The organism is Novosphingobium sp. AP12 (assembly GCF_000281975.1).
GTDB lineage: Bacteria > Pseudomonadota > Alphaproteobacteria > Sphingomonadales > Sphingomonadaceae > Novosphingobium.
Window position 1 is genome coordinate 1 of sequence record NZ_AKKE01000030.1, and the last position, 24,683, is coordinate 24,683.

Annotated in this window: 22 protein-coding genes; 17 read left to right on the forward strand and 5 right to left on the reverse strand. The window is 66.5% G+C overall.

What is annotated here, in order from left to right; translation table 11 throughout:
- Positions 1-210, forward strand: a 210-nt coding sequence (locus PMI02_RS06100) for a YMGG-like glycine zipper-containing protein (RefSeq protein ID WP_007680255.1), incomplete at its 5' end; no start/stop codon positions are given.
- A gap of 70 nt (positions 211-280) precedes the next feature.
- On the opposite strand, the gene PMI02_RS06105 is transcribed toward PMI02_RS06100, so the two are convergent.
- Both PMI02_RS06105 and PMI02_RS06110 read right to left on the reverse strand, forming a co-directional pair.
- Entirely contained in the window at positions 281-670 is a 390-nt protein-coding gene (locus PMI02_RS06105; RefSeq protein WP_369751211.1) for a hypothetical protein, read from the reverse strand.
- Between the two features lie 92 nt (positions 671-762).
- Positions 763-1,290 carry a copper chaperone PCu(A)C gene (locus PMI02_RS06110; protein WP_007680260.1) on the reverse strand — a complete coding sequence of 176 codons (528 nt, stop codon included), beginning with the start codon at positions 1,288-1,290 and terminating at the stop codon, positions 763-765.
- Positions 1,291-1,500: 210 nt separating this feature from the next.
- Between PMI02_RS06110 and dnaK the strand changes: the two genes are divergently transcribed.
- Both dnaK and dnaJ read left to right on the forward strand, forming a co-directional pair.
- Positions 1,501-3,408: a molecular chaperone DnaK gene (gene dnaK, locus PMI02_RS06115; RefSeq protein ID WP_007680262.1), complete on the forward strand. Its 1,908-nt coding sequence runs from the start codon at positions 1,501-1,503 to the stop codon at positions 3,406-3,408.
- Positions 3,409-3,489: 81 nt separating this feature from the next.
- Positions 3,490-4,623, forward strand: coding sequence for a molecular chaperone DnaJ (gene dnaJ, locus PMI02_RS06120; protein ID WP_007680272.1), 1,134 nt, complete (start codon positions 3,490-3,492; stop codon positions 4,621-4,623).
- A 167-nt stretch (positions 4,624-4,790) separates the two neighbouring features.
- On the opposite strand, the gene PMI02_RS06125 is transcribed toward dnaJ, so the two are convergent.
- Positions 4,791-7,145: a patatin-like protein gene (locus tag PMI02_RS06125; RefSeq protein ID WP_007680275.1), complete on the reverse strand. Its 2,355-nt coding sequence runs from the start codon at positions 7,143-7,145 to the stop codon at positions 4,791-4,793.
- Positions 7,146-7,233: 88 nt separating this feature from the next.
- On the opposite strand from PMI02_RS06125, the gene radA reads away from it, so the two are divergent.
- From radA to rnr, 8 genes are all read left to right on the forward strand, one after another.
- Positions 7,234-8,601, forward strand: a complete 1,368-nt coding sequence (gene radA, locus PMI02_RS06130) for a DNA repair protein RadA (protein WP_007680276.1) — start codon at positions 7,234-7,236, stop codon at positions 8,599-8,601.
- Positions 8,602-8,613: 12 nt separating this feature from the next.
- Positions 8,614-9,141, forward strand: a complete 528-nt coding sequence (locus PMI02_RS06135; protein ID WP_007680278.1) for a CvpA family protein — start codon at positions 8,614-8,616, stop codon at positions 9,139-9,141.
- 5 nt (positions 9,142-9,146) lie between these two features.
- Positions 9,147-9,566: an iron-sulfur cluster assembly scaffold protein gene (locus PMI02_RS06140; protein ID WP_007680284.1), complete on the forward strand. Its 420-nt coding sequence runs from the start codon at positions 9,147-9,149 to the stop codon at positions 9,564-9,566.
- 66 nt (positions 9,567-9,632) lie between these two features.
- On the forward strand, positions 9,633-10,676 hold the full coding sequence (locus tag PMI02_RS06145; protein WP_007680286.1) for an alanine racemase: 1,044 nt from the start codon (positions 9,633-9,635) through the stop codon (positions 10,674-10,676).
- A 117-nt stretch (positions 10,677-10,793) separates the two neighbouring features.
- Positions 10,794-11,366, forward strand: a complete 573-nt coding sequence (gene phaR / locus PMI02_RS06150; protein WP_007680287.1) for a polyhydroxyalkanoate synthesis repressor PhaR — start codon at positions 10,794-10,796, stop codon at positions 11,364-11,366.
- A 21-nt stretch (positions 11,367-11,387) separates the two neighbouring features.
- Entirely contained in the window at positions 11,388-11,828 is a 441-nt protein-coding gene (locus PMI02_RS06155) for an NUDIX hydrolase (protein WP_007680290.1), read from the forward strand.
- A gap of 48 nt (positions 11,829-11,876) precedes the next feature.
- Positions 11,877-13,436, forward strand: a complete 1,560-nt coding sequence (proS, locus tag PMI02_RS06160) for a proline--tRNA ligase (protein ID WP_007680292.1) — start codon at positions 11,877-11,879, stop codon at positions 13,434-13,436.
- An 81-nt stretch (positions 13,437-13,517) separates the two neighbouring features.
- Positions 13,518-15,788 carry a ribonuclease R gene (gene rnr / locus PMI02_RS06165; protein WP_007680294.1) on the forward strand — a complete coding sequence of 757 codons (2,271 nt, stop codon included), beginning with the start codon at positions 13,518-13,520 and terminating at the stop codon, positions 15,786-15,788.
- A gap of 126 nt (positions 15,789-15,914) precedes the next feature.
- Here rnr and PMI02_RS06170 read toward each other — a convergent pair whose 3' ends face one another.
- Positions 15,915-16,370: a universal stress protein gene (locus PMI02_RS06170; protein WP_007680300.1), complete on the reverse strand. Its 456-nt coding sequence runs from the start codon at positions 16,368-16,370 to the stop codon at positions 15,915-15,917.
- Between the two features lie 173 nt (positions 16,371-16,543).
- Between PMI02_RS06170 and PMI02_RS06175 the strand changes: the two genes are divergently transcribed.
- The 5 genes from PMI02_RS06175 (at position 16,544) to PMI02_RS06195 (ending at position 21,861) form a co-directional block, all read left to right on the forward strand.
- Entirely contained in the window at positions 16,544-17,902 is a 1,359-nt protein-coding gene (locus PMI02_RS06175; protein ID WP_007680301.1) for a pyruvate dehydrogenase complex dihydrolipoamide acetyltransferase, read from the forward strand.
- A 1-nt stretch (position 17,903) separates the two neighbouring features.
- Positions 17,904-18,293, forward strand: a complete 390-nt coding sequence (locus PMI02_RS06180; RefSeq protein ID WP_007680303.1) for an acyl-CoA thioesterase — start codon at positions 17,904-17,906, stop codon at positions 18,291-18,293.
- The gene (locus PMI02_RS06185) at positions 18,294-18,674 is read left to right on the forward strand and encodes an acyl-CoA thioesterase (protein ID WP_007680310.1); all 381 of its coding nucleotides are present in this window, start codon (positions 18,294-18,296) and stop codon (positions 18,672-18,674) included.
- A gap of 4 nt (positions 18,675-18,678) precedes the next feature.
- Positions 18,679-20,094 (forward strand): dihydrolipoyl dehydrogenase, encoded by a 1,416-nt coding sequence (gene lpdA, locus PMI02_RS06190; RefSeq protein ID WP_007680312.1) that lies wholly within the window; start codon positions 18,679-18,681, stop codon positions 20,092-20,094.
- 258 nt (positions 20,095-20,352) lie between these two features.
- On the forward strand, positions 20,353-21,861 hold the full coding sequence (locus PMI02_RS06195) for an arylsulfatase (protein ID WP_007680313.1): 1,509 nt from the start codon (positions 20,353-20,355) through the stop codon (positions 21,859-21,861).
- Positions 21,862-22,108: 247 nt separating this feature from the next.
- On the opposite strand, the gene PMI02_RS06200 is transcribed toward PMI02_RS06195, so the two are convergent.
- Positions 22,109-22,396, reverse strand: a complete 288-nt coding sequence (locus PMI02_RS06200; protein WP_007680314.1) for a PilZ domain-containing protein — start codon at positions 22,394-22,396, stop codon at positions 22,109-22,111.
- Positions 22,397-22,613: 217 nt separating this feature from the next.
- Between PMI02_RS06200 and acs the strand changes: the two genes are divergently transcribed.
- Positions 22,614-24,563 carry an acetate--CoA ligase gene (acs, locus tag PMI02_RS06205; RefSeq protein WP_007680315.1) on the forward strand — a complete coding sequence of 650 codons (1,950 nt, stop codon included), beginning with the start codon at positions 22,614-22,616 and terminating at the stop codon, positions 24,561-24,563.
- The last annotated feature ends 120 nt before the right edge of the window (positions 24,564-24,683 follow it).

Here is a 24,683-nt window from a genome sequence, read left to right on the forward strand (position 1 = left end):
TGCGGGAGCAACTACGGCGGTGAAGGCGCGCTTGGCGGCGCTGCGCTGGGCGCGGGCGTTGGCGCGATCGCCGGCGGTGACGTTGGTACGGGCGCTGCGATCGGCGCTGCGGCCGGTGCGCTGGCAGGCTCGCAGGTCAAGAAGGATGGCGACAAGGGTTGCTACCGCTATGACCGCAACGGCGACCGCTATTGGGATCGCGATTGCTGATCTGACACCGCTTACTAATAGGGTCGCAATTGAGGCGCGGGACGAAATATCGCCCGCGCCTCGCCCTTTTTCAGGGCATTGCTTCTGCAGTGAACGGGACGATGCCCCGATAGCTCTCCAGCGGCGGGGCACCGGCGACGTGAATGCCGGCGCGAAGCAGGAAGATGTGTCGCACGATCTCCGCCTGCTGCTCGATGCCGTAGCGCGAGAGCGTCCAACCTGGCCGCAACGCATAGTCGTAGCTGCAAAACGGGTGCCGCATGAGCGGGAGATACCAGCGCCCTCTGTTCTGCGTCTGCCATACATGCGTCATCTCGTGCACGAACAGCCCCTGCAAGCCGATGCTGGCCTGCGAAAAATCGTCTTCATATAGGGACGTGCGCGGGTGGAAATGCAGGTGCCCGCAGGGCGCCATCACGGTGCCGACCGGCTGGAACGGAAACCAGCGCCGCCGCTTCACCCGCACCGGCGCGCAGTCGATCGCCTCGCCGAAGACGGAGCGGACGAGGTCGGCCTCGCCCGGCGTCAGTGCCCGCTCGCCGCCGGGGGCGGTCAGTGGTGCATCCCTTCCATGTCGTGATCCCCGCTGCCGCCCATGGCCTCGACGCGGAGCGGCATGGACAGCTTGTCTCCGTCGGAGAACGTCAGCGTCAGTTCCGCATTGCCGCCGGGCTTGAGCGTATCGGCAAGCTCGAACACCATGACGTGCAGCCCGCCCGGCGCGAAGACCACCGAGGCGCCGGGGTCGATCGGTAGCGAGGCGACGGCCGCCATCGAGCCGCCCTTGCTCTCGTGCATCTCCGCCTTGCCCGCGCCCGAGACGTGGACGCCGGCCAGCGTCACCGGCTCGGCGCCATCGTTGCGGACGGTGAAGTAGACCGCCGCCGGTCGTCCCGCGATGACGGGCAGGACCAGCTTCCCGTCGCTCGCCGCCAGACCCGGCTTGGCATCGGGGCCTGAGAGGGTGGCCTCGTTCGATTCGGTGGGGCTGTCGGGCTCCTTGCCGCAGCCGCCCAGTGCCGCGAACATGGCGACAGAGGCGAGCAGGGCGATCGGGGGGGCAAATTTCACGGCCGGCATTTCCTTCTCATGCCCCTTCAGGCGGTGTGACCGCCAGCCTGGGGAAAAATCGCTCGCCTAATGCCATTCGCGCAGTCTTGTTCCAAGCAAAACCACCCCTATATCGCGGCTCGACGACTTGGAACGTCATCGAGCCGTGCAAGCCGCCTTGCCTTGTGGAAGGGAGGCGATCCGTGCGGTGTCAACCACTTGACGTGAGGAATGGGGATAATGGCAAAAGTAATTGGTATCGATCTGGGTACGACCAACAGCTGCATCGCTGTCATGGACGGCGGCAAGCCCAAGGTCATCGAGAATTCCGAAGGCGCGCGCACGACGCCCTCGATCGTCGCCTTCACCAAGGATGGTGAGCGCCTGATCGGGCAGCCGGCAAAGCGCCAGGCCGTGACCAACGGCGACAACACGATTTTCGCGGTGAAGCGCCTCATCGGCCGCCGCTTCGACGACCCGGTGACCAAGAAGGACACCGAGCTGGTCCCTTACACCATCGTCAAGGGCAAGAACGGCGACGCATGGGTCAATGCCGGCGGCGAAGACTACAGCCCGTCGCAGATCTCGGCCTTCATCCTGCAAAAGATGAAGGAAACCGCCGAATCGTACCTCGGCGAGACCGTGACCCAGGCCGTCATCACCGTGCCTGCCTACTTCAACGACGCGCAGCGCCAGGCGACCAAGGACGCCGGTCAGATCGCCGGCCTTGAAGTGCTGCGCATCATCAACGAGCCGACCGCGGCGGCGCTGGCCTACGGCCTCGACAAGCAGGACGGCAAGACCATCGCAGTCTACGACCTTGGCGGCGGCACCTTCGACGTCTCGGTCCTCGAGATCGGCGACGGCGTGTTCGAGGTGAAGTCGACCAACGGCGATACCTTCCTGGGCGGCGAGGACTTCGACTCCAAGCTGGTCGAATGGCTGGCGGACAAGTTCAAGGCCAAGGAGAACATGGACCTGCGGACCGACAAGCTCGCTCTGCAGCGCCTCAAGGAAGCGGCCGAGAAGGCGAAGATCGAGCTGTCGTCCACCGCGACGACCGAGATCAACCTGCCCTTCATCACCGCCCGCATGGAAGGCGGCGCGACGACCCCGCTGCACCTCGTCGAGACGGTCACCCGTTCGGACCTGGAGCGCATGGTCGCCGACCTCATCCAGCGCACGCTCGAGCCCTGCCGCAAGGCGATCGCCGATGCCGGCCTCTCGGCCAAGGACATCGACGAAGTCGTGCTCGTCGGCGGCATGACCCGCATGCCCAAGGTGCGCGAAGTCGTGAAGGAGTTCTTCGGCAAGGAACCGCACACCGGCGTGAACCCTGACGAAGTCGTCGCCATGGGCGCGGCGATCCAGGCCGGCGTCCTCCAGGGCGACGTCAAGGACGTGCTGCTGCTCGACGTGACCCCGCTGTCGCTCGGCATCGAGACGCTGGGCGGCATCATGACCAAGATGATCGACCGCAACACGACGATCCCGACCAAGAAGAGCCAGGTCTACTCGACCGCCGAGGACAACCAGCAGGCGGTGACGATCCGCGTGTTCCAGGGCGAGCGCGAGATGGCGCAGGACAACAAGCTGCTCGGCCAGTTCGACCTCGTCGGCATCCCGCCGTCGCGCAGGGGCGTCCCGCAGATCGAAGTGACCTTCGACATCGACGCCAACGGCCTCGTGAACGTGTCCGCCAAGGACAAGGGCACGGGCAAGGAACAGCAGATCCGCATCCAGGCCTCGGGCGGCCTTTCGGACAGCGACATCGACCAGATGGTCCGTGACGCCGAGAAGTTCGCCGAAGAGGACAAGAAGCGCCGCGAATCGGCCGAGGCCCGCAATCAGGCCGACAGCCTCGTCCACGCGACGGAGCAGCAGATCGCGGAGAACGGCGACAAGATCGACGCCGCGCTCAAGGACGAAGTCGAAGCCGCGATCGCCGCGACCAAGACCGCCCTTGCCGGTGACGACGCCGCCGAGATCAACGCCAAGGCCCAGGAACTGACCCAGGTCGCGATGAAGATGGGCCAGTCCATCTACGAGAAGGAGCAGGCTTCGGCCGCCGCTCCGAACGCGGCTCCGGCCGGTGACGACGACGTGGTCGACGCCGAGTTCTCGGAAGTCGACGACAACAAGGGCTGACCAGTCCTGATGAAAACCCTGACCGCCACCGGTGCAATTCGCGCCGGTGGCGGTTAGAGTATTCCGGCGGGGAAGAATCACGTGTCAGCTACTGAAATAGACTATTACGAACTGCTCGAGGTCGAGCGCGGTGCCGACGACAAGGTCATCAAGTCGTCCTATCGCCGTCTGGCCATGCGTTATCACCCGGACAAGAATCCGGGCTGCGACGATTCCGAAGCGCGCTTCAAGCAGATCAGCGAGGCTTACGACTGCCTCAAGGACCCGCAGAAGCGCGCCGCCTACGATCGCTACGGCCATGCCGCCTTCCAGCAAGGCATGGGCGGCGGCGGTGGCGGCGGGCAGGGAGCCGAATTCGGCGACATCGGCGACATCTTCGAATCGATCTTCGGCAGCGCCTTCGGTGGCGGCGGCCGCCAACAGGCGCGCCGCGGTGCGGATTTGCGCTACGACATGGAAGTCAGCCTCGACGAGGCGTTCCGTGGCAAGAGCACCGAGATCACCATCGAAGTCTCGCAGGGGTGCGAGCCGTGCCACGGCACCGGCGCGGAGCCGGGCACCAGCAAGCGCAACTGCAACATGTGCGCCGGCCACGGCAAGGTGCGCGCGCAGCAGGGCTTCTTCGTGGTCGAACGCACTTGCCCGACCTGCCATGGCCGGGGCGAGGTGATCGAGAAGCCGTGCCGTTCCTGTGGCGGCGAAGGCCGGGTCGACAAGGCGCAGACGCTGCAGGTCGACATCCCGCCGGGCGTCGATTCGGGCACCCGCATCCGCCTTTCCGGCAAGGGCGAGGCCGGACCCTTCGGTGCGCCTCCGGGCGACCTCTATATCTTCCTCCACGTGAAACCGAACCGGGTGTTCGAGCGCGAGGGCACGACGCTGCTCACCCGCGTACCGATCACCTTCACCACGGCGGCGCTGGGCGGCTCGATCGAGATCCCCGGCATCGACGGCGATCCGATCACGGTCGACATCCCCGTCGGCATCCAGTCGGGCAAGCAGCTGCGCAAGCGCGGCGCCGGCATGCCGGTGCTGCAGGGACGCGGCCGCGGCGATCTCGTCGTCGAGATTTCGGTCGAGACGCCGACCAAGCTCTCCGCGCGGCAGAAGGAATTGCTGCGCGAACTGCAGGCTACCGAGACCGGGGACGAGTGCCCGGGCTCCAAGGGCTTCTTCGACCGCTTGAAGGACGCCTGGAACGACCTGAAGGAATGACGCGAGATGATGTGCGGCGACGGTGGGTCGCCGCACATCATCGGCTCATGCCTTTCCACGGCATCGCTGCGTAGGCGGGGATCCCGCTTTCGCTCCGCGTGGCCCAGGGAAGCGGAACCGTGCCGCCGCGAGAGCGGCGAATGAAGACGATCGACTCTCTTCCTTCGTCACACCCGCCAGCGATCCCGGATCATGTCCGGCATACCCTCCGCCGCCAACACCTCGCGGCGAATATGCGCCACCAGCCCCGGATCGGCGCGCAGGCGGTCCTGCTCCTCGTCGAGAATCGCCAGGAACGCGCGCCGTTTGAACCCCAGCAGTTCCGCGCCCGGCATCGCGTGCTCGGGTGACAGGGTCGAGGCGATCATGTCCATCACCCGCTCCGCGCCGTGGAGGCGGCCCCAGAGATAGTCGTTCTCGCGGTAGGCGCGGCTGAAGAAAGCGCCGAAGTTGTAGAACTCGTTGCCCCGCAGCGTGCCCCCGCTGCCGCCCCGGCGGATCGCATGGCAGTCCTCGGGCGAGATGCGGTCGACCAGCACGGGGTCGAACTCGTTCAAACCCTCGCCGCGCAGCAAGGGCAGGGTGACGGTGTCGTAGAAGGGGAAACCCAGGTAGGCGAGCAGCACTCGGCGCCGCAGCGCCTGCGGCATGGCCGAAAGCGCCTGGGCCAGCAGTTCGTCCACCTTGGCATCGGTGTCGGCAAGGCTGCGGGTCTGTTCGATGTGCGTGATCGCTGCCTGTGGGTCCTCGAAGAACGACCGCGCCAGGCCTGCAAAATCCTCGCCGAGAGCCGCCAGCGGCTCGCGTTCGATGTAAAGCGCGAGCGCAGCATAAATCGCGGTGCGTGCTCCGTCACGGTCCTGCTCGGTGACACCGGCCTCGGTCTCCCACTCCAGCGTCACCCGGCGCGCGAGAAGCCGTAACCGGCGCACGCGGAAGGCAAGGTCGTGCGCGCGGAAGAAGCTGATCATCGCTGGCGAGTTGGCGCTGCGCAGACCCTGCGCGCGCTCGATGCCGCTCGACGCGAGATGCGCTATCAGTCGCGCCCGCACCGGCTCAGGCGAGGGCAGGTCCAGTTCCGGCGCCGCCTCCATCACCATGCGCGAAAGCATCGCGACGAGGCCGCTGAACTTGACCTGCGCATAGCCGTGGTAGGCATATCCGGCCTGCTCGAACGCCGCCGCCTGTGCTTTGGCCCGCCATGCAGCCAGGCGCTTCGCCGTCGGCCGGTCGAGGAACAGGGTATGGCCGAACAGCTTGTCGACCGCCTCCTCGATCTGTGGCCGCATGGCGACGACGATCTCGCGCAGCGTCGCCATCTCGCGCGACTGGCGGGCGAGCGTCTCCAGGTTATCGCGGATCGGCTGCTCACGCGGGATCGAGGAGAGCGAGCCGAAGATCACCGAAAAGAACCCTGGCAGCCCGGGATCGCGCCGCATCTCCGCGCCGAGGTGGTCAGGCGTGGGGTCGATGTAGACGAAGCGGCGGTCGATCTCGCGCGTTGCCGGGCGGTCGCGCAGCACCGCCATGGCATCGGCGAAGGGCGCGTTGACCAGCACCGAGCCGTCGATCAGCGATACGCTATCGAGTTCGCCGCGCCGCGCATGCTCGGGCATCACCCGCGCCAGGAAGGCATCGCGCTTGGGCCACGCGGCAGACTGTTCCGCGACGAGCCGGTCGATCTCCTCGATCCTGAGCGGCGGGAAAGCGCCCGGGAAGCTGGCGGAAGCCCGCGCGGCGAGCACGAGTTCGGGGATCGCGGCCAGCGCCTTGCCGCCTTCTCGCGCGGTGGCGGCGTGGAAGCCGAAGGTCAGGCGATGCTCGCTCTCCAGCACCAGTTCGGGCGAGTGCAGCCGCAGCGTCTCGAGGTGCCCCTTGAAGTCGGTCGCCGTGACGAAGAGGTCGAGCGGATGCTCCGGCGGCAGCAGCGGCTTGCCCGCCGGTGCCTCGGCCATCGAGTTCAGCGCCCGGTACAGCAGGCGCGAGAAGCCGATGCCGCTGAACGGCGGCTCGAACCAGCGCGAACGGATCAGGCGCGACAGCTTCTCGCGCACTTCGGCTCGTGTCTCGGGCGCGACCGTGGCGCTCACCGCGTTGCCGGGACGGTGGAGCAGGTAGGTGACGATCGGGCTCGCCCAGAACTTCGCCGCGCGCGAACCGGGCCGCGCCTCGGGATCGAGCAGCATGTCGACGTCGGCGGTCTCCAGCCACAGGTCGGTCAGCGGCTCCAGCGATTGCCCGGAGTGGATCGCCTGCGCGAGGAAGATCGAGTTGATGCCGCCCGCGCTGGCGCCAGCGACGATGTCGGTCAGGATACGCAGCCGCAAGTTGCCGCCGCTCTCCAGCCGGCGCAGCAGGTCGAGATAGACTTCGGGAGTACCGCTAAGCCCGTCCTCGCCCGAGGAAAACGCCCGGCTCGCCTGGAGCGCTTTCCAAAGCTCTTTGGTGACGCCGTGCATGTAGACGGCAAGGCTGACGCCCCCGTAGCAGACCAGCGCGATCCGCAGTTCTTTTTGCTGCATGCACGTAGTTTGGCGGAAGGATGAAACATTGGCAATCACATGCGAATGCCAATTGCGTTCTGCTTCCGTTCCCTATAGTCGATCGTGCATGGCAAAGCCCAAGCGTCGATATGTCTGCCAGGCCTGCGGAGGCGTCTCCACCCGCTGGCAGGGGCAATGCCCCGATTGCGCGGAGTGGAACACGCTGGCGGAGGACGTGCCGCAGACCGCGTTCTCCGCCAAGCACGACCTGTCGACGGGCGGGCGGCCGATCCACTTCACCCCGCTCGACAAGCCAGGCGAAATTCCCAAGCGCCGCCCCAGCGGCATCGCCGAGTTCGACCGCGCGCTGGGCGGCGGCTTCGTGCCCGGCTCGGCCATCCTGATGGGCGGCGACCCGGGCATCGGCAAATCGACGCTGCTGCTGCAGGTTTCCGCACATGTCGCCAATTCCGGCGGGCTGTCGGTCTACGTCAGCGGCGAGGAAGCGGCGGGGCAGGTGCGCCTCCGTGCCGACCGCCTTGGCCTGACCAAAGCCCCGATCCAGCTCGCGGCGGCCACTTCGGTGCGCGATATCCTGACGACGCTGGGCATGATGGACCCGCCGGCGCTGCTGGTGATCGATTCGATCCAGACCATGCATTCCGACCAGATCGAGGGAGCGCCCGGTACGGTCAGCCAGGTCCGCGGCTGCGCGTTCGAACTGATCCGCTACGCCAAGGAAAATGGTGTAACCCTCGTCCTCGTCGGGCATGTCACCAAGGACGGCACGATCGCCGGCCCGCGCGTGCTCGAACACATGGTCGACGTGGTGATGAGCTTCGAGGGCGAGCGTAGCCACCAGTACCGTATCTTGCGCAGTCTCAAGAACCGCTTCGGCCCGGTGGACGAGATCGGCGTTTTCGCCATGGAAGGCGCCGGTCTTGCCGAAGTCGGCAACCCCTCGCTGCTGTTCCTTTCCGGGCGCGAGGAGGAGATGGCGGGCAGCGCCGTGTTCCCTGCCATGGAAGGCACACGGCCGGTCCTCGTCGAGATCCAGGCACTGATCGTCCGGCTGCAGAGCGGAGCGACCCCGCGCCGCGCCGTCGTCGGCTGGGATTCGGGGCGCATGTCGATGCTGCTGGCGGTGCTGGAAGCGCGCTGCGGGCTCAATTTCTCGACCTGCGAAGTCTATCTCAATGTCGCGGGCGGCTACCGGCTGAGCGATCCCGCCGCCGACCTCGCGGTGGCGGCCGCGCTGGTCTCGGCGCTGGGAGACAAGCCGCTGCCGAAGGATGCCGTGTGGTTCGGTGAAGTGTCACTCGCGGGAGAGATTCGCCCGGTGGCGCACGGTTCGATCCGTCAGCGCGAATCGGCGAAGCTCGGCTTCAACCGCGCCTTCGGGCCGTCGGGTGGGCCGCCGCCCGAGAAGGGCCTGCGCTTCAGCGGATTGGCGATGCTGCCCAACCTCGTTGACCACATCCTGTCGGATGCCTAATCCAGTTAGTCTATGACTGGCTTCGACATCGCCGTCCTGCTCTTCGTCGGGCTGGGCGCAATTACCGGCTTCATGCGCGGGTTCGTGCAGGAAATCCTGGCGCTGGCCGCCTGGGTGTTCGCGATCTTCGCGATCCGCATGCTGCACGCGCCGACCACCGCATGGCTCGAGCCGCACATCGGCTCGGAGTCCGGCGCGGCAGTGCTGGCCTTCGCGCTGTGCCTGGGCATACCCTTCGCACTCGTAAAGCTCGTCGCGAAGTGGGCTGGCGGCAAGAGCCGCGCCTCGGTGCTGGGGCCGATCGACCGCGTGCTCGGCTTCGGTTTCGGCGGCGTCAAGGGCGTGATCATCATCGTGCTCGGCTTCTCGGTGCTGGTCCTGGGCTACGACACCATCTGGGGTGTCGGCGGCCGGCCCGAATGGATCACCCAAGCTCGAACTTATCCCTTCGTCAACGCGAGCAGCGAGGCGCTGGTCCAGGTCATCGCCGAGCGCCGCCGCGAGGCCGCTGCCGCCGAATCGGCGCGGGACGCGAACTGATCGGTATGGCGACCACGGTCCTCTACACCCCCGACGTGCTCGGCCTCGCGATCGAACTGGCGCGCTATCCGCTATCCGATGCCCTTCCCCTGCGCGGAGAGGCACGGTCGAAGAGCTGTGGCAGCACGATCGTGCTGGGGCTCTCGACCAGCGCCGACGGCACGGTCGAGCGCATCGGCGTGCGCAGCCAGGCCTGCGCCATCGGTCAGGCTTCGGCGGCGATCTTCGCTTCCGCTGCGGCGGGCGCGGATGCCGCTCGAATCGTGCGGGCGCGCGATGCCATCGCGGCATGGCTCTCAGGGGACGGCGAATTGCCCGACTGGCCGGGCCTGGAAACCATCGCCGCCGCGCGCGACTATCCTGCGCGCCACGGGGCGGTGTTGCTGCCGTGGAATGCGGCATGCCAGGCGCTGGCGCCGGACTGAGTTGCCCTTGCCGCGCCGATGACGCTATGGCGCGGGCGGGCGGCCCGCCCCATGACCAAGGTGACGATGCTTCCTGACGTTCCCCCGCCGGCGCTTCGGCTCGGCCTCGACACTGATGCCCTCACGTCCAACTGGCATGCGCTCAACCGCATGTCCGGTGCGGCACGCGCGGGTGCAGCGGTCAAGGCGGACGGCTATGGGCTGGGCGCGGCGCAGGTCGTGCCCGTGCTCCATGCTGCGGGATGCCGCGACTTTTTCGTCGCCCACTGGTCCGAAGCGCCCGCAGTCCTTGCTTCGGCAGGACCGCTTTCGCTCTCGGTGCTGCATGGCCCGGTGACCCACGCCGACGCCGCCTTCGCACGCGCAGCGGGGATCAAGCCGGTGATCAACTCGCTCGAACAGGCGCGCCGCTGGCTGCAGGCGGGGGGAGGCCCATGCGACCTGATGGTCGATACCGGCATGAACCGCCTTGGCGTCGCCATGACCGAACTGGGCGATCCGGTACTGGCCGGCCTGGAGATCGACGTGCTGATCTCGCACCTCGTTTCCGCGGAGGACGATACTGCGCTCAACGAACGCCAGCGCCTAGGCTGGGTCCATGCGCGCACGGTGATCCCGCACGTCCGGGCCAGCCTAGCCAACAGCGCCGGGATCGCTTTGGGAGCGAGCTATCACGGCGATCTCACGCGGCCGGGAATCGCGCTCTACGGCGGCGTTCCGCGTCCCGAAATGGCGGCTGTGCTGCGGCAGGTCGCGCGACCCGAGGCGGCTATCCTGCAGGTGCGCGAGGTCCCGGCGGGCGAGACGATCGGCTACAACGCAACCTTCACCGCGTCCGCGCCGATGCGCGTCGGCACGATCGCGCTGGGCTATGCCGACGGCTATCTGCGGTGCTGGTCGGGCAAGGGGCGGTTCCTTGCGGGAGGGCAGGTCCTGCCGGTGCTGGGCCGGATAAGCATGGACCTCACCGTCATCGACCTGACCCATGCGCCGGAAATCGGTGAAGGCGACTGGGTCGCTGCCGACTACGCATTGCCCGAAAGTTCCATCGCGACCGGACTTTCCCAATATGAGCTTCTGACGTTGCTCGGACGGCGCTTCGGGCGCTGAAAATTGAGGATTATCCCGGAGTTTCTGACATTTCTCTCTTTTGCTGCGCAGCAAATTGTGTTGCAATGCGATATGACGGAATGGTAGCTTAACCATCCGCAGGACTGGGGACAGGAAATGGCTGAGACGGCGTCTAACGACGACAACACCGTAATCATCAAGAAGTACGCGAACCGGCGGCTCTACAACACCCGCTCGTCGAGCTACATCACGCTGGACCACCTCTCCAAGATGACCCGCGAAGGGGTGGACTACAAGGTCCTCGACGCCAAGACCGGCGCGGACATCACCCATACGATCCTGACCCAGATCATCATGGAGGAAGAATCCAACGGCGAGCAGATGCTCCCGGTGAACTTCCTGCGCGAACTGATCAGCATGTACGGCAATTCGATGCAGTCGCTGATCCCGCATTACCTGGAAGCGTCGATGGAGAACTTCCGCGCCAACCAGTCGAAGCTCGCCAAGGCGTTCGAGGACAGCCTGGGCAACAACCCGCTCGCCAAGCTGGCCGAGCAGAACATGGCGATGTTCCGCGCGGCGTCTTCCGCGTTCATGCCCGGCGCCGAAAAGGCGGCCGATGCCAAGGCTCCCACGGCGACGCCGCCCGCGTCGGACCCCGGCGACCTGTCCGCGCTGCGCGACCAGATGGCGGACATCCAGAAGCGGCTCGACGCGCTGGGCAAGTAAGCGGATCGCGGGATCGTAGCGATGACGGTGCGTATCCCCCGCCCGGCCTCGCGCATCGTCCTCACCGACGATGCCGGCCGGGTGCTGCTTTTCCGCTTCGATCCGCCCGACCGTCCGCCGTTCTGGTGCACGCCGGGCGGGGCCGTCGATCCCGGCGAAAGTTACGAGGACGCGGCCCGGCGCGAACTGCTCGAGGAAACCGGCCTCGCCGCCGACCCCGGGCCCGAGATCGCCAGCAAGCTCGCCGAATTCATCACCATCGAGGGCGTGCCCGTCATCGCAGACGAGCGCTACTTCCGGGTGCGCCTGCCGCTCGGCGCCGACCCGGAGGGCATCGACACCGGCGGCCACACCGCGCTCGAACGCGAAGTGATGCGCAGCTGGCGCTGGTTCGACCGAGCCGAACTTGCCGCGCTGGAGGAACCTTTCTTCCCCGAGGACCTCGCCGACCTGATCGAATAGTATTTGTGGCGTTTGAACCTTGGCGCAAGTGCCGCTAACAGCGCTGCCATGAATCAGAAGACCGGTCAGACGCCCGCCATCCGCCACGCCCTCTCCACCAAGCGGGAGGACGATTTTGCCCAGTGGTATCAGGAAGTCGTTTCCGAAGCCGAGATGGCCGAGGAATCGGGCGTCCGCGGCTGCATGGTCATCAAGCCGTGGGGCTACGGCGTATGGGAGCGCATCCAGCGCCTGATGGACGACCGCATCAAGGCGGCCGGGGTCCAGAACTGCTACTTCCCGCTGTTCATCCCGCTTTCCTACTTCGCGAAGGAGGCCGAGCACGTCGAGGGCTTCGCCAAGGAGATGGCGGTCGTCACGCATCACCGCCTGATCGGCGACGGCAAGGGTGGCCTGGTGCCCGATCCCGAAGCGAAGCTGGAAGAGCCGCTGATCGTGCGTCCCACCTCGGAGACGGTGATCGGCCAGGCCATGGCGCGCTGGGTGCAGTCGTGGCGCGACCTGCCGCTGATGGTCAATCAGTGGGCCAACGTCGTGCGGTGGGAAATGCGCACGCGCATGTTCCTGCGCACCAGCGAGTTCCTCTGGCAGGAAGGCCACACCGCCCACGCCGACCGCGACGACGCCATGACCGAGACGCTGCGCGCGCTGGAGATGTACCGCGATTTCGCCGAGGACGAGCTGGCGATGCCTGTGATCGCCGGTGAAAAGCCCGAGAACGAGCGCTTCCCCGGCGCGGTCGCCACCTACTCGATCGAGGCGATGATGCAGGACGGCAAGGCTCTCCAGGCGGGCACTTCGCACTACTTAGGCACCGGCTTCGCGCATGCGGCGGGCATCACCTACCAGGACCGCGAGGGTGCGCAGCAATATGCGCACACGACCAGCTGGGGCACTTCGACCCGCATGATCGGCGGCCTTATCATGGTGCACGGCGACGACGACGGGCTGCGCGTGCCGCCCCGCGTCGCGCCGCAGCAGATCGTGATCCTGCCGATGCTGCGCGAAACGCCCGAAGACGACGCGCTGCTCGCCTACTGCGAGGACCTGCGCAAGTCGCTCGCCGGCTTGTCAGCGCTGGGCGAGCCGGTGCGCGTGCTGCTCGACAAGCGCCCGGGCAAGGCCACGCAGAAGCGCTGGGCCTGGGTGAAGAAGGGTGTGCCGCTGATCCTCGAGATCGGCGGGCGCGATGCCGCCGGCGGCCAGGTCTCGATGCTGCGCCGCGACCGCCTGTGGAGCGAGGCCGCCAAGGCCAACTTCATCGGCATGGCCAAGGACGATTTCGTTGCCCGCGCCTCGGCCGAGATCGAGGACATCCAGACCTCGCTCTACGCTGAGGCCAAGGCGCGCCGTCATGTCAACATCTCCTCGGCCGCGAGTTTCGACGAACTCGCCGCCGCCTTCGCCGACGACAAGCGCTATCCGGGCTGGGTCGAGGTCGAATGGGCCCGCCCGACCGGCGAAGAGCTGGAAGCAGTGGTGCAGAAGCTGAAGGCGCTCAAGCTGACCATGCGCAACACCCCACTCGGCGGGGACCCCGCGACCGGAAGCTGCATTTTCACCGGACGCGCCGCGGTCGAGAAGATCTACGTAGCCCGGTCCTATTGATCGGATGAGCCGCCGGCTGTTCATTGCGCACAGCCGGCGGCGCCCATTGCATTAGCGCGCTGTCGGCCCCATTGCTGGCCGATGCCTCTGAAGAACCGTCCCGCCCCCGGCTTGCCCACGCGCAAGCAGATCCTCGAATTCATCCAGGCCTCGACCGAGCCGGCGGGCAAGCGCGAGATTTCGCGTCATTTCGGCCTTCAGGGGGCTGAGAAGATCCAGCTGAAAGCGCTGCTCAAGGACATGGCCGAGGAAGGCCTCATCGACGGCAAGCGCACCGCCTTCCACAAGATGGGCGGCGTGCCGCGCGTCACCGTGCTGCGCGTGGTCGACATCGACGAGGGAGAGGCGATCGCCGTGCCCGACACCTGGCAGCCCGATGACGCCACCCCGCCGCCGCGCATTCGGCTGATCGAAAAGGGGCCTGGTAAGCATCGGGGCTCGGCGCTCCGCAAGGGCGACCGGGTGCTTGCGCGGACCGAGGAGAGCGACGGCGGGTGGCGCGGCTATCCGATGAAGAAGCTGGAGCTGAGCGCCGACCAGGTGCTCGGCGTGGTCGAGATGGACACCGCAGGCAAGCCCTGGCTGGCCCCGGTGGACAAGCGCATCCGCAATTCATCGCCGATTTCTGACCTCGCCGGCGCCAAGCCGGGCGAACTGGTGCTGGGCGAGCCGATCGGCAAGTCGGCGCGGCCCTCGGTCAAGGTCGTGCAGGTGCTGGGCGAGCCGCTGGCGCCGCGCGCGTTCAGCCTCATCGCCATCCACAAGCACGGCATCCCGAACCACTTCGGGCAGGAGACGCTGGACGAGGCGCAGTTGGCGGCCAAGCTGCCGCTCAGCCACGAGAAGCGCGAGGACCTGCGCCACCTGCCGATCGTCGCCATCGACCCCTCCGACGCGCGCGACCACGACGACGCGATCTGGGCGCAGCCCGACGGGCAGGGCGGTTTCGACGCCCTGATCGCCATCGCCGACGTCTCGTTCTACGTGCGCCCGGGCGGCGAGGTCGACCGCGAGGCGCGCAAGCGCGGCAACTCGGTCTACTTCCCCGACCGCGTCGTGCCGATGCTGCCCGAAGTGCTGAGCGCCGATGTGTGCTCGCTGCGCTCGGGCGAAGACCGCGCGGCGATGGCCTGCCACATCAGGATCGACGCCGAGGGCCGCGTCACCGACTGGCGCTTCACCCGCGCGCTGGTGCGCATCCACGAGGTCATCGCCTATGAAGATGCGCAGGCGCGGATCGACGAGGACCGGGCCGAGGAGCACCTGAAGCATCTGTGGTCCGCCTGGCATGCGCTGGCAGCAGCCCGCAAAGCACGCGATCCGCTGGAACTGGAACTGCCCGAACGCCGCGTCAGGCTGGACGAGCAGGGCCGCATCGCCGAGATCGCCATCCGCGAGCGGCTCGATGCGCACCGCGTGGTAGAAGACTTCATGATCGCCGCCAACGTGGCGGCCGCCAAGGCGCTCGAGGCCAAGGTCGCACCCGTGGTCTACCGCGTCCACGAAACGCCGAGCCGCGAGAAGCTGATGGCGCTCAAGGACTACCTCGCGACCTTCGGCAAGAAGCTGGCGATGGGGCAGGTCATCACGCCGGGTCTGTTCAACCGCATGCTCAAGGACATCGCCGACGAGACGGAGAAGGCGCTCATCATGGAGGCCGTCCTGCGCAGCCAGACGCAGGCGTATTACGGGCCGAGCAATGCGGGCCACTTCGGGCTGGCGCTGGGTTCCTACGCGCACTTCACCTCGCCGATCCGCCGCTATGCCGACCTTCTGGTCCACCGCGCGCTGGTCGATGCCTACGGGCTGGAGCAGCCGAAACCCAAGGGCGACATTCCGGCGACCTCGGGTCTGTCCGAGCGCGACAAGGGCGACCTCGGCCGGGTCAGCGAGGCGATCAGCGCCGCCGAGCGCCGCGCCATGGAAGCCGAGCGCGACACCATCGACCGCTACGTCGCGGCCTGGCTATCGGCCCGCGTGGGCGAAGTGTTCGACTGCCGCATCACCGGCGTCCAGAAGTTCGGCTTCTTCGCCACGATCCTCAGGCTCGGCGGCGACGGGCTGGTCCCGGTCTCGACGCTGGGCGACGAGCGTTTCGGCTACGACGAGAAGGCGCGCGTCCTCGTCGGCGAGCAGACCGGAACGAAATATGCCGTGGGGCAGGTCCTGCGCCTGCGTCTCGCCGAGGCGAACCCGCTGACTGGCGCGCTCAAGTTCGAGCTGGAGGAAGGCTCCGGACGCATCGAGCCGCGCGGGCGTCCGCAGACCGCCTTCGCCAAGCGCGGCAACCACCTCGTCGGCAAGCGCGGCCGGCCGGCGAATATCCGCCACAAGGGCAAGGGCAAGCGTTGAGCTTTCGATAGTTAAGACGTCGTCCCAGCGAAAGCTGGGACCGCTGGCGAGTCTTTAGGCAGAACCTCGCCGAAGAGTGGGTTCGGCCCGGCTAGCGATCCCAGCTTTCGCTGGGATGACGTCTTGTCAGCTGAACCGCTCGATCGCCTCGGCATCCAGCCCGCCGGGCACCACGAACACCGGGCAGGTCATGTGCGCCATGCCCGCGCCTGTGAAGTGCGACACCAGCGGACCCGGCCCGCCTTCGCGCGCGGCGCCGAGCACCAGCGCGGAGACCTCGGGGTGTTCCTCGAGGTATTTGCGCACAACCTTGATGTCCTCGCCGACGCGGACGGAGATCACCGGCATCTTCGCGCCCTGTGACAAAAGGTTGCCCGCAGCCGCTGTCACCAGCGTCTCGGCGCGGGCGCGGGCCTCTTCCTCGATGGTGGCCTGGACCCCGGCGAAGGCGTTGAAGGGCTGGGGCGGGACGAGCGCGAGCAGGTGCAGGGCGCCATCGGTCTTGGCCGCGCGCCGCGCCGCGAACTGCAGCGCGACCAGCGCCTCGTCGCTCTCGTCGACAATCACCAGATAGACGCGCATTGGCTGTTCCCTCTCCATCGGGCTTATCGATACGCGAAGGCTGCAACGCAAGCCACCACCGTTGCGAAAAAAGAAACTGCACGGTGCTTGTGCGCAAGCGTCAAGTTGTCCAAGGAAGGGCCAAATCTCTTTTTTCCGACCTCCCCCGGACAACAAGGAACGCGATAGTTTCCATGCCCATCGAGATCAAGATGCCCGCCCTGTCTCCCACGATGGAAGAAGGCAAACTGGCCAAGTGGCTGGTGAAGGAAGGTGACACGGTTTCTTCCGGCGACATCATGGCCGAGATCGAGACCGACAAGGCCACGATGGAGTTCGAAGCCGTCGACGAAGGCGTAATCGGCAAGATCAGCGTCGCCGAAGGCACCGAAGGCGTCAAGGTCGGCACCGTGATCGCCGTGCTCGTCGAAGAAGGCGAGGACGCTTCCGCGATCGAGGCCGCTCCCAAGGCCGAGGAACCCGCCAAGGCTGAAACGCCGAAGGAAGAGGCTCCGAAGCAAGAGACTCCTAAGGAAGAGGCGCCCAAGGCCGAGGCCAAGCCCGCCGAACCGGCGCCTGCCGCCGCTCCCGCCGCCAAGACCGCATCCAACCAGGAGAGCCGCGTGATCGCGTCCCCGCTCGCCAAGCGCATCGCCACCGCCAAGGGCGTAGACCTCGAAGCGCTGACCGGCACCGGCCCCAACGGCCGTATCGTCAAGGCCGACGTCGAAGGCGCGCAGCCCGGCACGGCAAAGCCCAAGTCGGCCGCGCCCGCCGCCGCCAACGACACCGCTGCCGCCCCCGCCAAGCCGGCTTCGGTCGAGATGGCCGCGGAAACCCGCGCGCTGCTCGACGACCGCATCCCGCACACCGTCGACAAGCTCTCGGGCATGCGCAAGACCATCGCGCGCCGCCTCACGCAGTCGATGCAGGAAGCGCCGCACATCTACCTCACCATCGACACCCGCCTCGACAAGCTGATGGCGATGCGCGCCGAACTCAACGCCGCGCTGGAAAAGCAGGGCGTCAAGGTTTCGGTCAACGACATGCTGATCAAGGCGCTGGGCCTCGCGCTGGTCGACGTGCCCGAGTGCAACGTGTCGTTCGCCGGCAGCGAACTGATCAAGTATTCCCGCGCCGACGTCTCGGTCGCGGTGTCGATCCCGGGCGGCCTGATCACCCCGATCGTGCAGGACGCCAACGGGAAGTCGTTCTCGGCGATCGCCAAGGCGACCAAGGACCTCGGCAAGCGCGCCAAGGAAGGCAAGCTCAAGCCCGAGGAATACCAGGGCGGCACCGCCTCGATCTCCAACATGGGGATGATGGGGATCAAGCAGTTCACCGCCGTGATCAATCCGCCGCAGTCGACCATCCTCGCCATTGGGGCAGGCGACAAGCGTCCATGGGTCATGCCAGACGGGCAGCTGGGAGTAGCGACGATCATGACCGCGACTGGCAGCTTCGATCACCGGGCCGTTGACGGCGCCGACGGCGCGCGCCTGATGGCCGCGTTCCGCGAATACGTCGAGAACCCGCTGGGCATGGTCGCCTGAGATGGAGCCTGAGGCCGGAGAACTGGTCATTCGCGTGACCGCGATGCCCACCGACCTCAATCCCTACGGCGGCGTTTTCGGGGGCTGGCTGATGAGCCAGCTCGCGCTGGGCGCCGCCTCGCTGGTGACCCGCCGCACCGGCTTCAAGGCCGTGGTGGTCGGCGCGACCGACTTCACCTTTCCCGGTGTCATGGTCGTGGGCGACGAACTCAACGTCTATGCCCGGGTCGCAAGGACGGGGCGCACCTCGATGACGATCGCCACGCGCGGCTTCGGCCGGGCGCGGGCGAGCGAGAACCATGTCGAGGTCGCCACCGGCATTTTCACGTTCGTGGCGCTGGGCGCGGACGATCGTCCGCAGCCTCTGGCTGCCGCTCTCGAGGCGAATTGAATGGCGGAAGAATACCGCGAACCTGTCATCCGCATCACCGCCATGCCCGCCGACGCCAATGCTTATGGCGACATCTTCGGTGGCTGGCTGATGAGCCTGATGGACATGGGCGCCGGCCTGATCGCCGCGCGCCACTCGCATGGCCGCGCGGTCACCATCGCGATGGACGGCATGCAGTTCCACTCGCCGGTCAAGGTCGGTGACGAAGTCAGCGTCTATGGAAACCTGCGCAAGGTGGGGCGCTCCTCGATGACCATCGCCATCGAGGCCTGGCGGCGCCACCGGCATGAAGAAGATCAGGTGAAAGTGACCGAAGCGGTCTTCACCTTCGTTGCCATCGACGATGCGGGCAGGCCCCGCGCAATCGAACAGGAGAGTTGATTCAGTGGCTGATACTTACGACGTCATCGTTCTCGGTTCCGGCCCCGGTGGCTACGTCGCGGCGATCCGCGCTTCGCAGCTCGGCCTGAAGACCGCCATCGTCGAGCGCGAGCTGCTGGGCGGCATCTGCCTCAACTGGGGCTGCATCCCGACCAAGGCGCTGCTGCGCTCGGCCGAAGTGCTCCACCACATGAAGCACGCCAAGAACTACGGCCTGGCGGCGGACAACATCACGGCGGACATCGAAGCCGTGGTCCAGCGCTCGCGCGGGGTGGCCAAGCAGCTGAACCAGGGCGTCACGCACCTGATGAAGAAGAACAAGATCACCGTGCACATGGGCACCGGCAAGCTGGTCGCGCCCGGCAAGCTGGAAGTGACCGGCGAGAAGGGCACCGAGACCCTCGAAGCCAAGCACATCATCATCGCCACCGGCGCCCGCGCCCGCGACCTGCCCAAGGCCAAGGCCGACGGCAACCGCATCTGGACCTACCGCCACGCGATGACCCCGAAGGAGCTGCCCAGCAAGCTGCTGGTCCTGGGTTCGGGCGCGATCGGCATCGAGTTCGCCAGCTTCTACAACGACATGGGCGTCGACGTGACGGTCGTCGAGATGATGGACCGCGTCGTACCGGTCGAGGACGCCGACGTCTCGGCCTTCCTCGAGAAGGCGCTGACCAAGCAGGGCATCAAGATCCTCACCGGCGCCAAGGCGGGTGATATCACCACCTCCGACAACGGCGTTTCGGTCAAGATCACGCCCAAGGGCAAGCCTGAGGAAACGCAGGAGTTCAGCCACGTCATCGTCGCCATCGGCATCGTGCCGAACGTCGAGAACATCGGCCTCGAAGAACTCGGCATCGAGCCGGACAAGCGCTTCCACGTCAAGGTCGACGGCTACGGCCGCACCAACGTGGCCGGCGTCTGGGCGATCGGCGACTGCGTCGAAGGTCCGTGGCTGGCGCACAAGGCGAGCCACGAGGGCGTCACCACCGCCGAGTCCATCGCCAAGGAACTCGGCAACAAGGACGTACACCCGCATCCGCTCGACCGCCGCAACATCCCGGGCTGCACCTACTGCCACCCGCAGATCGCATCGGTCGGCCTGACCGAGGCGAAGGCCAGGGAAGAAGGCTACGAGGTCAAGGCCGGCACTTTCCCGTTCATCGGCAACGGCAAGGCGATCGCGCTCGGGGAGCCCGAGGGCTTCGTGAAGACGGTGTTCGACGCCAAGACCGGCGAACTGCTGGGCGCCCACATGATCGGCGCGGAAGTGACCGAGATGATCCAGGGCTACGTCGTGGGCAAGACGCTCGAGACCACCGAGGCCGAACTGATGAACACGGTGTTCCCACACCCGACGATCTCGGAAACGATGCACGAGTCGGTGCTCAGCGCCTACGGCCGCGCCCTGCACATGTGAGCCTCGGCTCCGATTACGATACGAAGAGGGCGGGCTGCGAGGTCCGCCCTTTTTCGTTGGGGTCCCAATTTCCGGGCTGAGTTCGGACACGTTTTCAGGCGGCCTGGACGGCGGATATCGGGGGTTTTTTCCGCCGGGAGCGCGGTGAAGTGCCGGCGGGGTGTCAACCACGGAATCGATCGTCTCGTTTCAGGGGATTACCCCTATGTCGCGCCAGCGCAGCGACCTTCAGTCTGACTTCACATGCAGGAGGTCAGGATGCCGAACGGAAAGCCCAATATCCTTTTCATCATGGCCGACGACATTGGCTGGTTCAACGTCAGCGCCTACAATCTGGGCGTGATGGGCTACCGCACGCCCAACATCGACCGGATCGGCCGCGAGGGCGCGCAGTTCACCGACTTCTACGGCCAGCAAAGCTGCACGGCCGGCCGCGCGGCCTTCATCACCGGCCAGTCGCCGATCCGCACCGGGCTGACCAAGGTCGGCATGCCGGGCGCGACTCTCGGCCTCAGCTTCGAGGACCCTTCGGTCGGCGAGTTCATGAAACACCTGGGATACGCGACCGGACAGTTCGGAAAGAACCACCTGGGCGACCGTAACGAGCACCTGCCGACCGTCCACGGTTTCGACGAGTTCTTCGGCAATCTCTATCATCTCAACGCCGAGGAAGAGCCCTACTACGACAACTACCCGAAGGATCCCGAATTCCGCAAAAAATACGGCCCTCGCGGCGTCCTGAAATGCAAGGCCACGGACGTGGACGATGCCACCGTCGACGAGCAGTTCGGCAAGGTTGGCAAGCAGACGATCGAGAACACCGGCCCGCTTCCCAAGGAACGCATGGAAACGGTGGACGAGGAGTTCACGGCCGCCGCGCTCGATTTCATCGACCGAAAGAGCAAGGAAGACGCGCCGTGGTTCTGCTACTTCAACCCTACGAGAATGCACGTCTTCACGCATCTGAAGCCGGAATCGAAGGGCAAGACCGGGCTCGGCGTCTATCCCGACGGCATGGTCGAACTGGACGGCTACGTGGGGGAATTGCTCCAGAAACTCGATGACCTCGGCATTGCCGACGACACCATCGTCGTCTTCACCACGGACAACGGCGCGGAAGTCTGTACCTGGCCCGATGGCGGCGCCACGCCGTTCCGGGGCGAGAAGGACACCAACTGGGAAGGCGGCTGGCGCGTGCCCTGCGTGATGCGCTGGCCGGGCGTCATCGAACCTGGCCGGCTCATCAACGACATCGCCTCCCTGCAGGACTTCATCCCGACGTTCGCCGCCGCCAATGGGGAGCCCGACCTCGTCGCGAAGGTCAAGAAGGGCTACGAGATGGGCGGGAAGACCTACAAGGTCCATCTCGACGGTTTCAACCTGCTGCCGTTCCTCTCCGGCGAGGAAGAGGAGTCACCGCGGCGGGGCTTCATCTACTGGAGCGACGACGGCGACTGCATGGCGATCCGCATGGATCACTTCAAAGTCGTGTTCTCGGAACAGCGCGCCGAGGGGCTGCAGGCCTGGCGCGAGCCTCTTTCGACCATGCGTATTCCCAAGTTCTTCGACCTGCGCTCCGATCCCTTCGAGCGGGGTGAGGACAGCATCAAGTACAACGACTGGTTCCTGGAGAACAATCACCTGCTCTACATGGCCCCGCCGCTGCTGGGGCAATGGCTCCAGAGCTTCAAGGAGTTCCCGCCAAGGGCCAAGGCCGCCAGCTTCTCGATCGATCAGGTGGTCGAAAGCCTGATGCCAAAGACCTAGCCCCGGCCGGCGTCCCGATCGCGGTGGTGCGGTCGGGACAGTCCGCTTTCCTACATCCATGAGGCTGCCGTATGCTCGGCGCATGACCCGGCAAGTCCTCCGCCATGACCTCGACCGCGCGGCATTACCGTGCCCGCCCAAGGCGACACATTATGGCTCCCGGCCGGCATTTTGCCCCCAGGACTGTGTAAACCGTGTAAACCTGTGTCGCCTTGCGGCCGGTCGAGCCTCAGCGAGGGGGAGCTACCTAGCCCGCGGCACGGACGATATGCTCGAACACCGCGACGTGCAGCGGCTCGGCGAACTCGCAACCGACGGCGCCGTCACGGACCCAGCAGATGCGCGCACTCAGGAGGTGGAGGCCGGGAATGCGGATGCGCAGCGGCACTTCGGGGCGCGCGTCGGGCAGCCGGGCGATGCGGAAGCCGCCCTCGGACAGGTCCTCCAGCCGCGCTGCCTTCCACGGGCGCGTGCCTTGGCGCACCTCGCACAGGATCTCGACGCTGGCGCGCGTGGTGGTCCTGTCGTGCTGCACGGATATCTCCTCGGATGGAAGCCACGCTTGGCCCCCAAAGAGTTACCATGGCGTTAGCATTCACCGGAATTGCCGCGCGAGCACCACCAGGGTCGGATCACCGTCCCGCCGATTCGCTAGACCTCGATTGCCCGAGATGCCTTGATCCGGATCACAAGCCCCGCCATGTTCGGTGCAAAGGTCGGCACGCCCGAACCGCATTCGAGAGGAGTTACCGATGGCCGAGGCCGTATATCCCGTCCCCGCCGACTGGGCCGAAAACGCCCTGATCGACGAGGCCCGCTACCACGAGATGTACGAAAGCTCGGTCGCCGATCCCGAAGGTTTCTGGCGCCAGGAAGCGCAGCGGATCGACTGGATCAAGCCGTTCAGCGCGGTCAAGCAGACCAGCTTCCACGAGGAGGACTTCGGTATCTCGTGGTTCACCGACGGCACGCTCAACCTCTCGGCCAACTGCCTCGACCGGCATTTGGACGCGCACGGCGACGACATCGCCATCCTCTGGGAACCCGACGATCCGAAGAATCCGGACCGCCGCATCACCTACCGCGAACTGCACGAGGCGGTCTGCCGCTTCGCCAACCTGCTCAGGGCCAAGGGCGTCAAAAAGGGCGAGCGCGTCACCATCTACCTGCCGATGGTGCCCGAGGCCGCGGTCGCCATGCTCGCCTGCGCGCGGATCGGGGCAATCCACTCGATCGTCTTCGCCGGCTTCTCGCCCGACGCGCTCGCGGGCCGCATCACCGACTGCGACAGCCGCGTGATCCTGACCGCCGACGAGGGCCTGCGCGGCGGCAAGAAGATCCCTCTCAAGGCCAACGTCGACGAGGCGCTGGGCCGTTGCGCCTGCGCCGATACGGTGATCGTCCTCTCGCACACCGGCGCCCACGTGCCGATGGTCGAGGGCCGCGACGTGGACTGGGCCTCCGCCGCCGCCGAACAGTCGGCCGACTGCGAGCCGGTGGAGATGAACGCGGAGGACCCGCTGTTCATCCTCTATACCTCGGGCTCCACCGGCAAGCCGAAGGGCGTGCTGCACACGACCGGGGGCTACTCGGTCTGGGCCTCGATGACGCACGAGTATGTTTTCGACTATCGCCCCGGCCAGGTCTTCTGGTGCGCCGCCGACATCGGTTGGGTCACCGGCCACTCCTACGTCGTCTACGGCCCGCTGATGAACGGCGCGACGACGGTGATGTTCGAAGGCGTACCCAACTTCCCCGACCCGAGCCGCTTCTGGCAGGTGGTCGACAAGTTCGGCGTCGAGATCTTCTACGGCGCCCCGACCGCGCTGCGCGCCCTCATGCGCGAGGGGGACGACTGGGTGAAGAAGACCTCGCGCCAATCGCTGCGCCTGCTCGGCTCAGTGGGCGAGCCGATCAATCCCGAGGCATGGGGCTGGTATCACGATGTGGTGGGTGACGGCCGCTGCCCGATCGTCGACACTTGGTGGCAGACGGAAACCGGTGGCATCATGATCACCCCGCTTCCCGGCGCCACCGCGCTCAAGCCCGGCTCGGCGACGCGGCCGATGTTCGGTGTGCAGCTGAAATTGCTCGATGCCGACGGCAAGGAGATCGAAGGCCCCGGCAATGGCAGTCTCGTCATAACCGACAGCTGGCCGGGGCAGATGCGCACGGTGTGGGGCGATCACGACCGCTTCTTCCAGACCTATTTCAGCACGTACAAGGGCACCTACTTCACCGGTGACGGCTGCCGCCGCGACGAGGACGGGTACTACTGGATCACCGGCCGTATCGACGACGTCATCAACGTCTCGGGCCACCGCATGGGCACCGCCGAGGTCGAAAGCGCGCTCGTCGCTCATCCGAAGGTCGCCGAGGCGGCCGTCGTCGGCATGCCGCACGACATCAAGGGGCAGGGCATCTACGCCTTCATAACTACCAATGCCGAGGTCGAGCCCGACGAGGCACTGCGCAAGGAGCTGATCGCCTGGGTCCGCCACGAGATCGGCCCGATCGCGACGCCGGACGTCATCCAATTCGCGCCGGGCCTGCCCAAGACCCGCTCCGGCAAGATCATGCGCCGCATCCTGCGCAAGATCGGCGAGAACGACGTCTCCAACCTCGGCGACACCTCGACGCTGGCTGACCCTTCGGTCGTGGACAACCTGATCGCAAACCGCCCGCAGCGCGCGCCTGCCTGACCAGCATGCAAACCGGGTTTCTGCGCCCTTCAGCGCAGAAGCCCGTCCCCCGGTACAGGCGGGGTGATGACAAGTTCGGTCTCAAAGCGCCTTGTTGAGACGGCACTCCTCGCACTCGAA

Bases quoted from the DNA above. Each gene is read 5' to 3' on its own strand.
- PMI02_RS06110 (WP_007680260.1), bottom strand. From the start codon at position 1,290: ATGCCGGCCGTGAAATTTGCCCCCCCGATCGCCCTGCTCGCCTCTGTC.
- dnaK (WP_007680262.1), top strand. From the start codon at position 1,501: ATGGCAAAAGTAATTGGTATCGATCTGGGTACGACCAACAGCTGCATC.
- PMI02_RS06125 (WP_007680275.1), bottom strand. From the start codon at position 7,145: ATGCAGCAAAAAGAACTGCGGATCGCGCTGGTCTGCTACGGGGGCGTC.
- radA (WP_007680276.1), top strand. From the start codon at position 7,234: ATGGCAAAGCCCAAGCGTCGATATGTCTGCCAGGCCTGCGGAGGCGTC.
- PMI02_RS06135 (WP_007680278.1), top strand. From the start codon at position 8,614: ATGACTGGCTTCGACATCGCCGTCCTGCTCTTCGTCGGGCTGGGCGCA.
- PMI02_RS06140 (WP_007680284.1), top strand. From the start codon at position 9,147: ATGGCGACCACGGTCCTCTACACCCCCGACGTGCTCGGCCTCGCGATC.
- PMI02_RS06145 (WP_007680286.1), top strand. From the start codon at position 9,633: ATGCTTCCTGACGTTCCCCCGCCGGCGCTTCGGCTCGGCCTCGACACT.
- phaR (WP_007680287.1), top strand. From the start codon at position 10,794: ATGGCTGAGACGGCGTCTAACGACGACAACACCGTAATCATCAAGAAG.
- PMI02_RS06155 (WP_007680290.1), top strand. From the start codon at position 11,388: ATGACGGTGCGTATCCCCCGCCCGGCCTCGCGCATCGTCCTCACCGAC.
- proS (WP_007680292.1), top strand. From the start codon at position 11,877: ATGAATCAGAAGACCGGTCAGACGCCCGCCATCCGCCACGCCCTCTCC.
- rnr (WP_007680294.1), top strand. From the start codon at position 13,518: ATGCCTCTGAAGAACCGTCCCGCCCCCGGCTTGCCCACGCGCAAGCAG.
- PMI02_RS06170 (WP_007680300.1), bottom strand. From the start codon at position 16,370: ATGCGCGTCTATCTGGTGATTGTCGACGAGAGCGACGAGGCGCTGGTC.
- PMI02_RS06175 (WP_007680301.1), top strand. From the start codon at position 16,544: ATGCCCATCGAGATCAAGATGCCCGCCCTGTCTCCCACGATGGAAGAA.
- PMI02_RS06180 (WP_007680303.1), top strand. From the start codon at position 17,904: ATGGAGCCTGAGGCCGGAGAACTGGTCATTCGCGTGACCGCGATGCCC.
- PMI02_RS06185 (WP_007680310.1), top strand. From the start codon at position 18,294: ATGGCGGAAGAATACCGCGAACCTGTCATCCGCATCACCGCCATGCCC.
- PMI02_RS06195 (WP_007680313.1), top strand. From the start codon at position 20,353: ATGCCGAACGGAAAGCCCAATATCCTTTTCATCATGGCCGACGACATT.
- acs (WP_007680315.1), top strand. From the start codon at position 22,614: ATGGCCGAGGCCGTATATCCCGTCCCCGCCGACTGGGCCGAAAACGCC.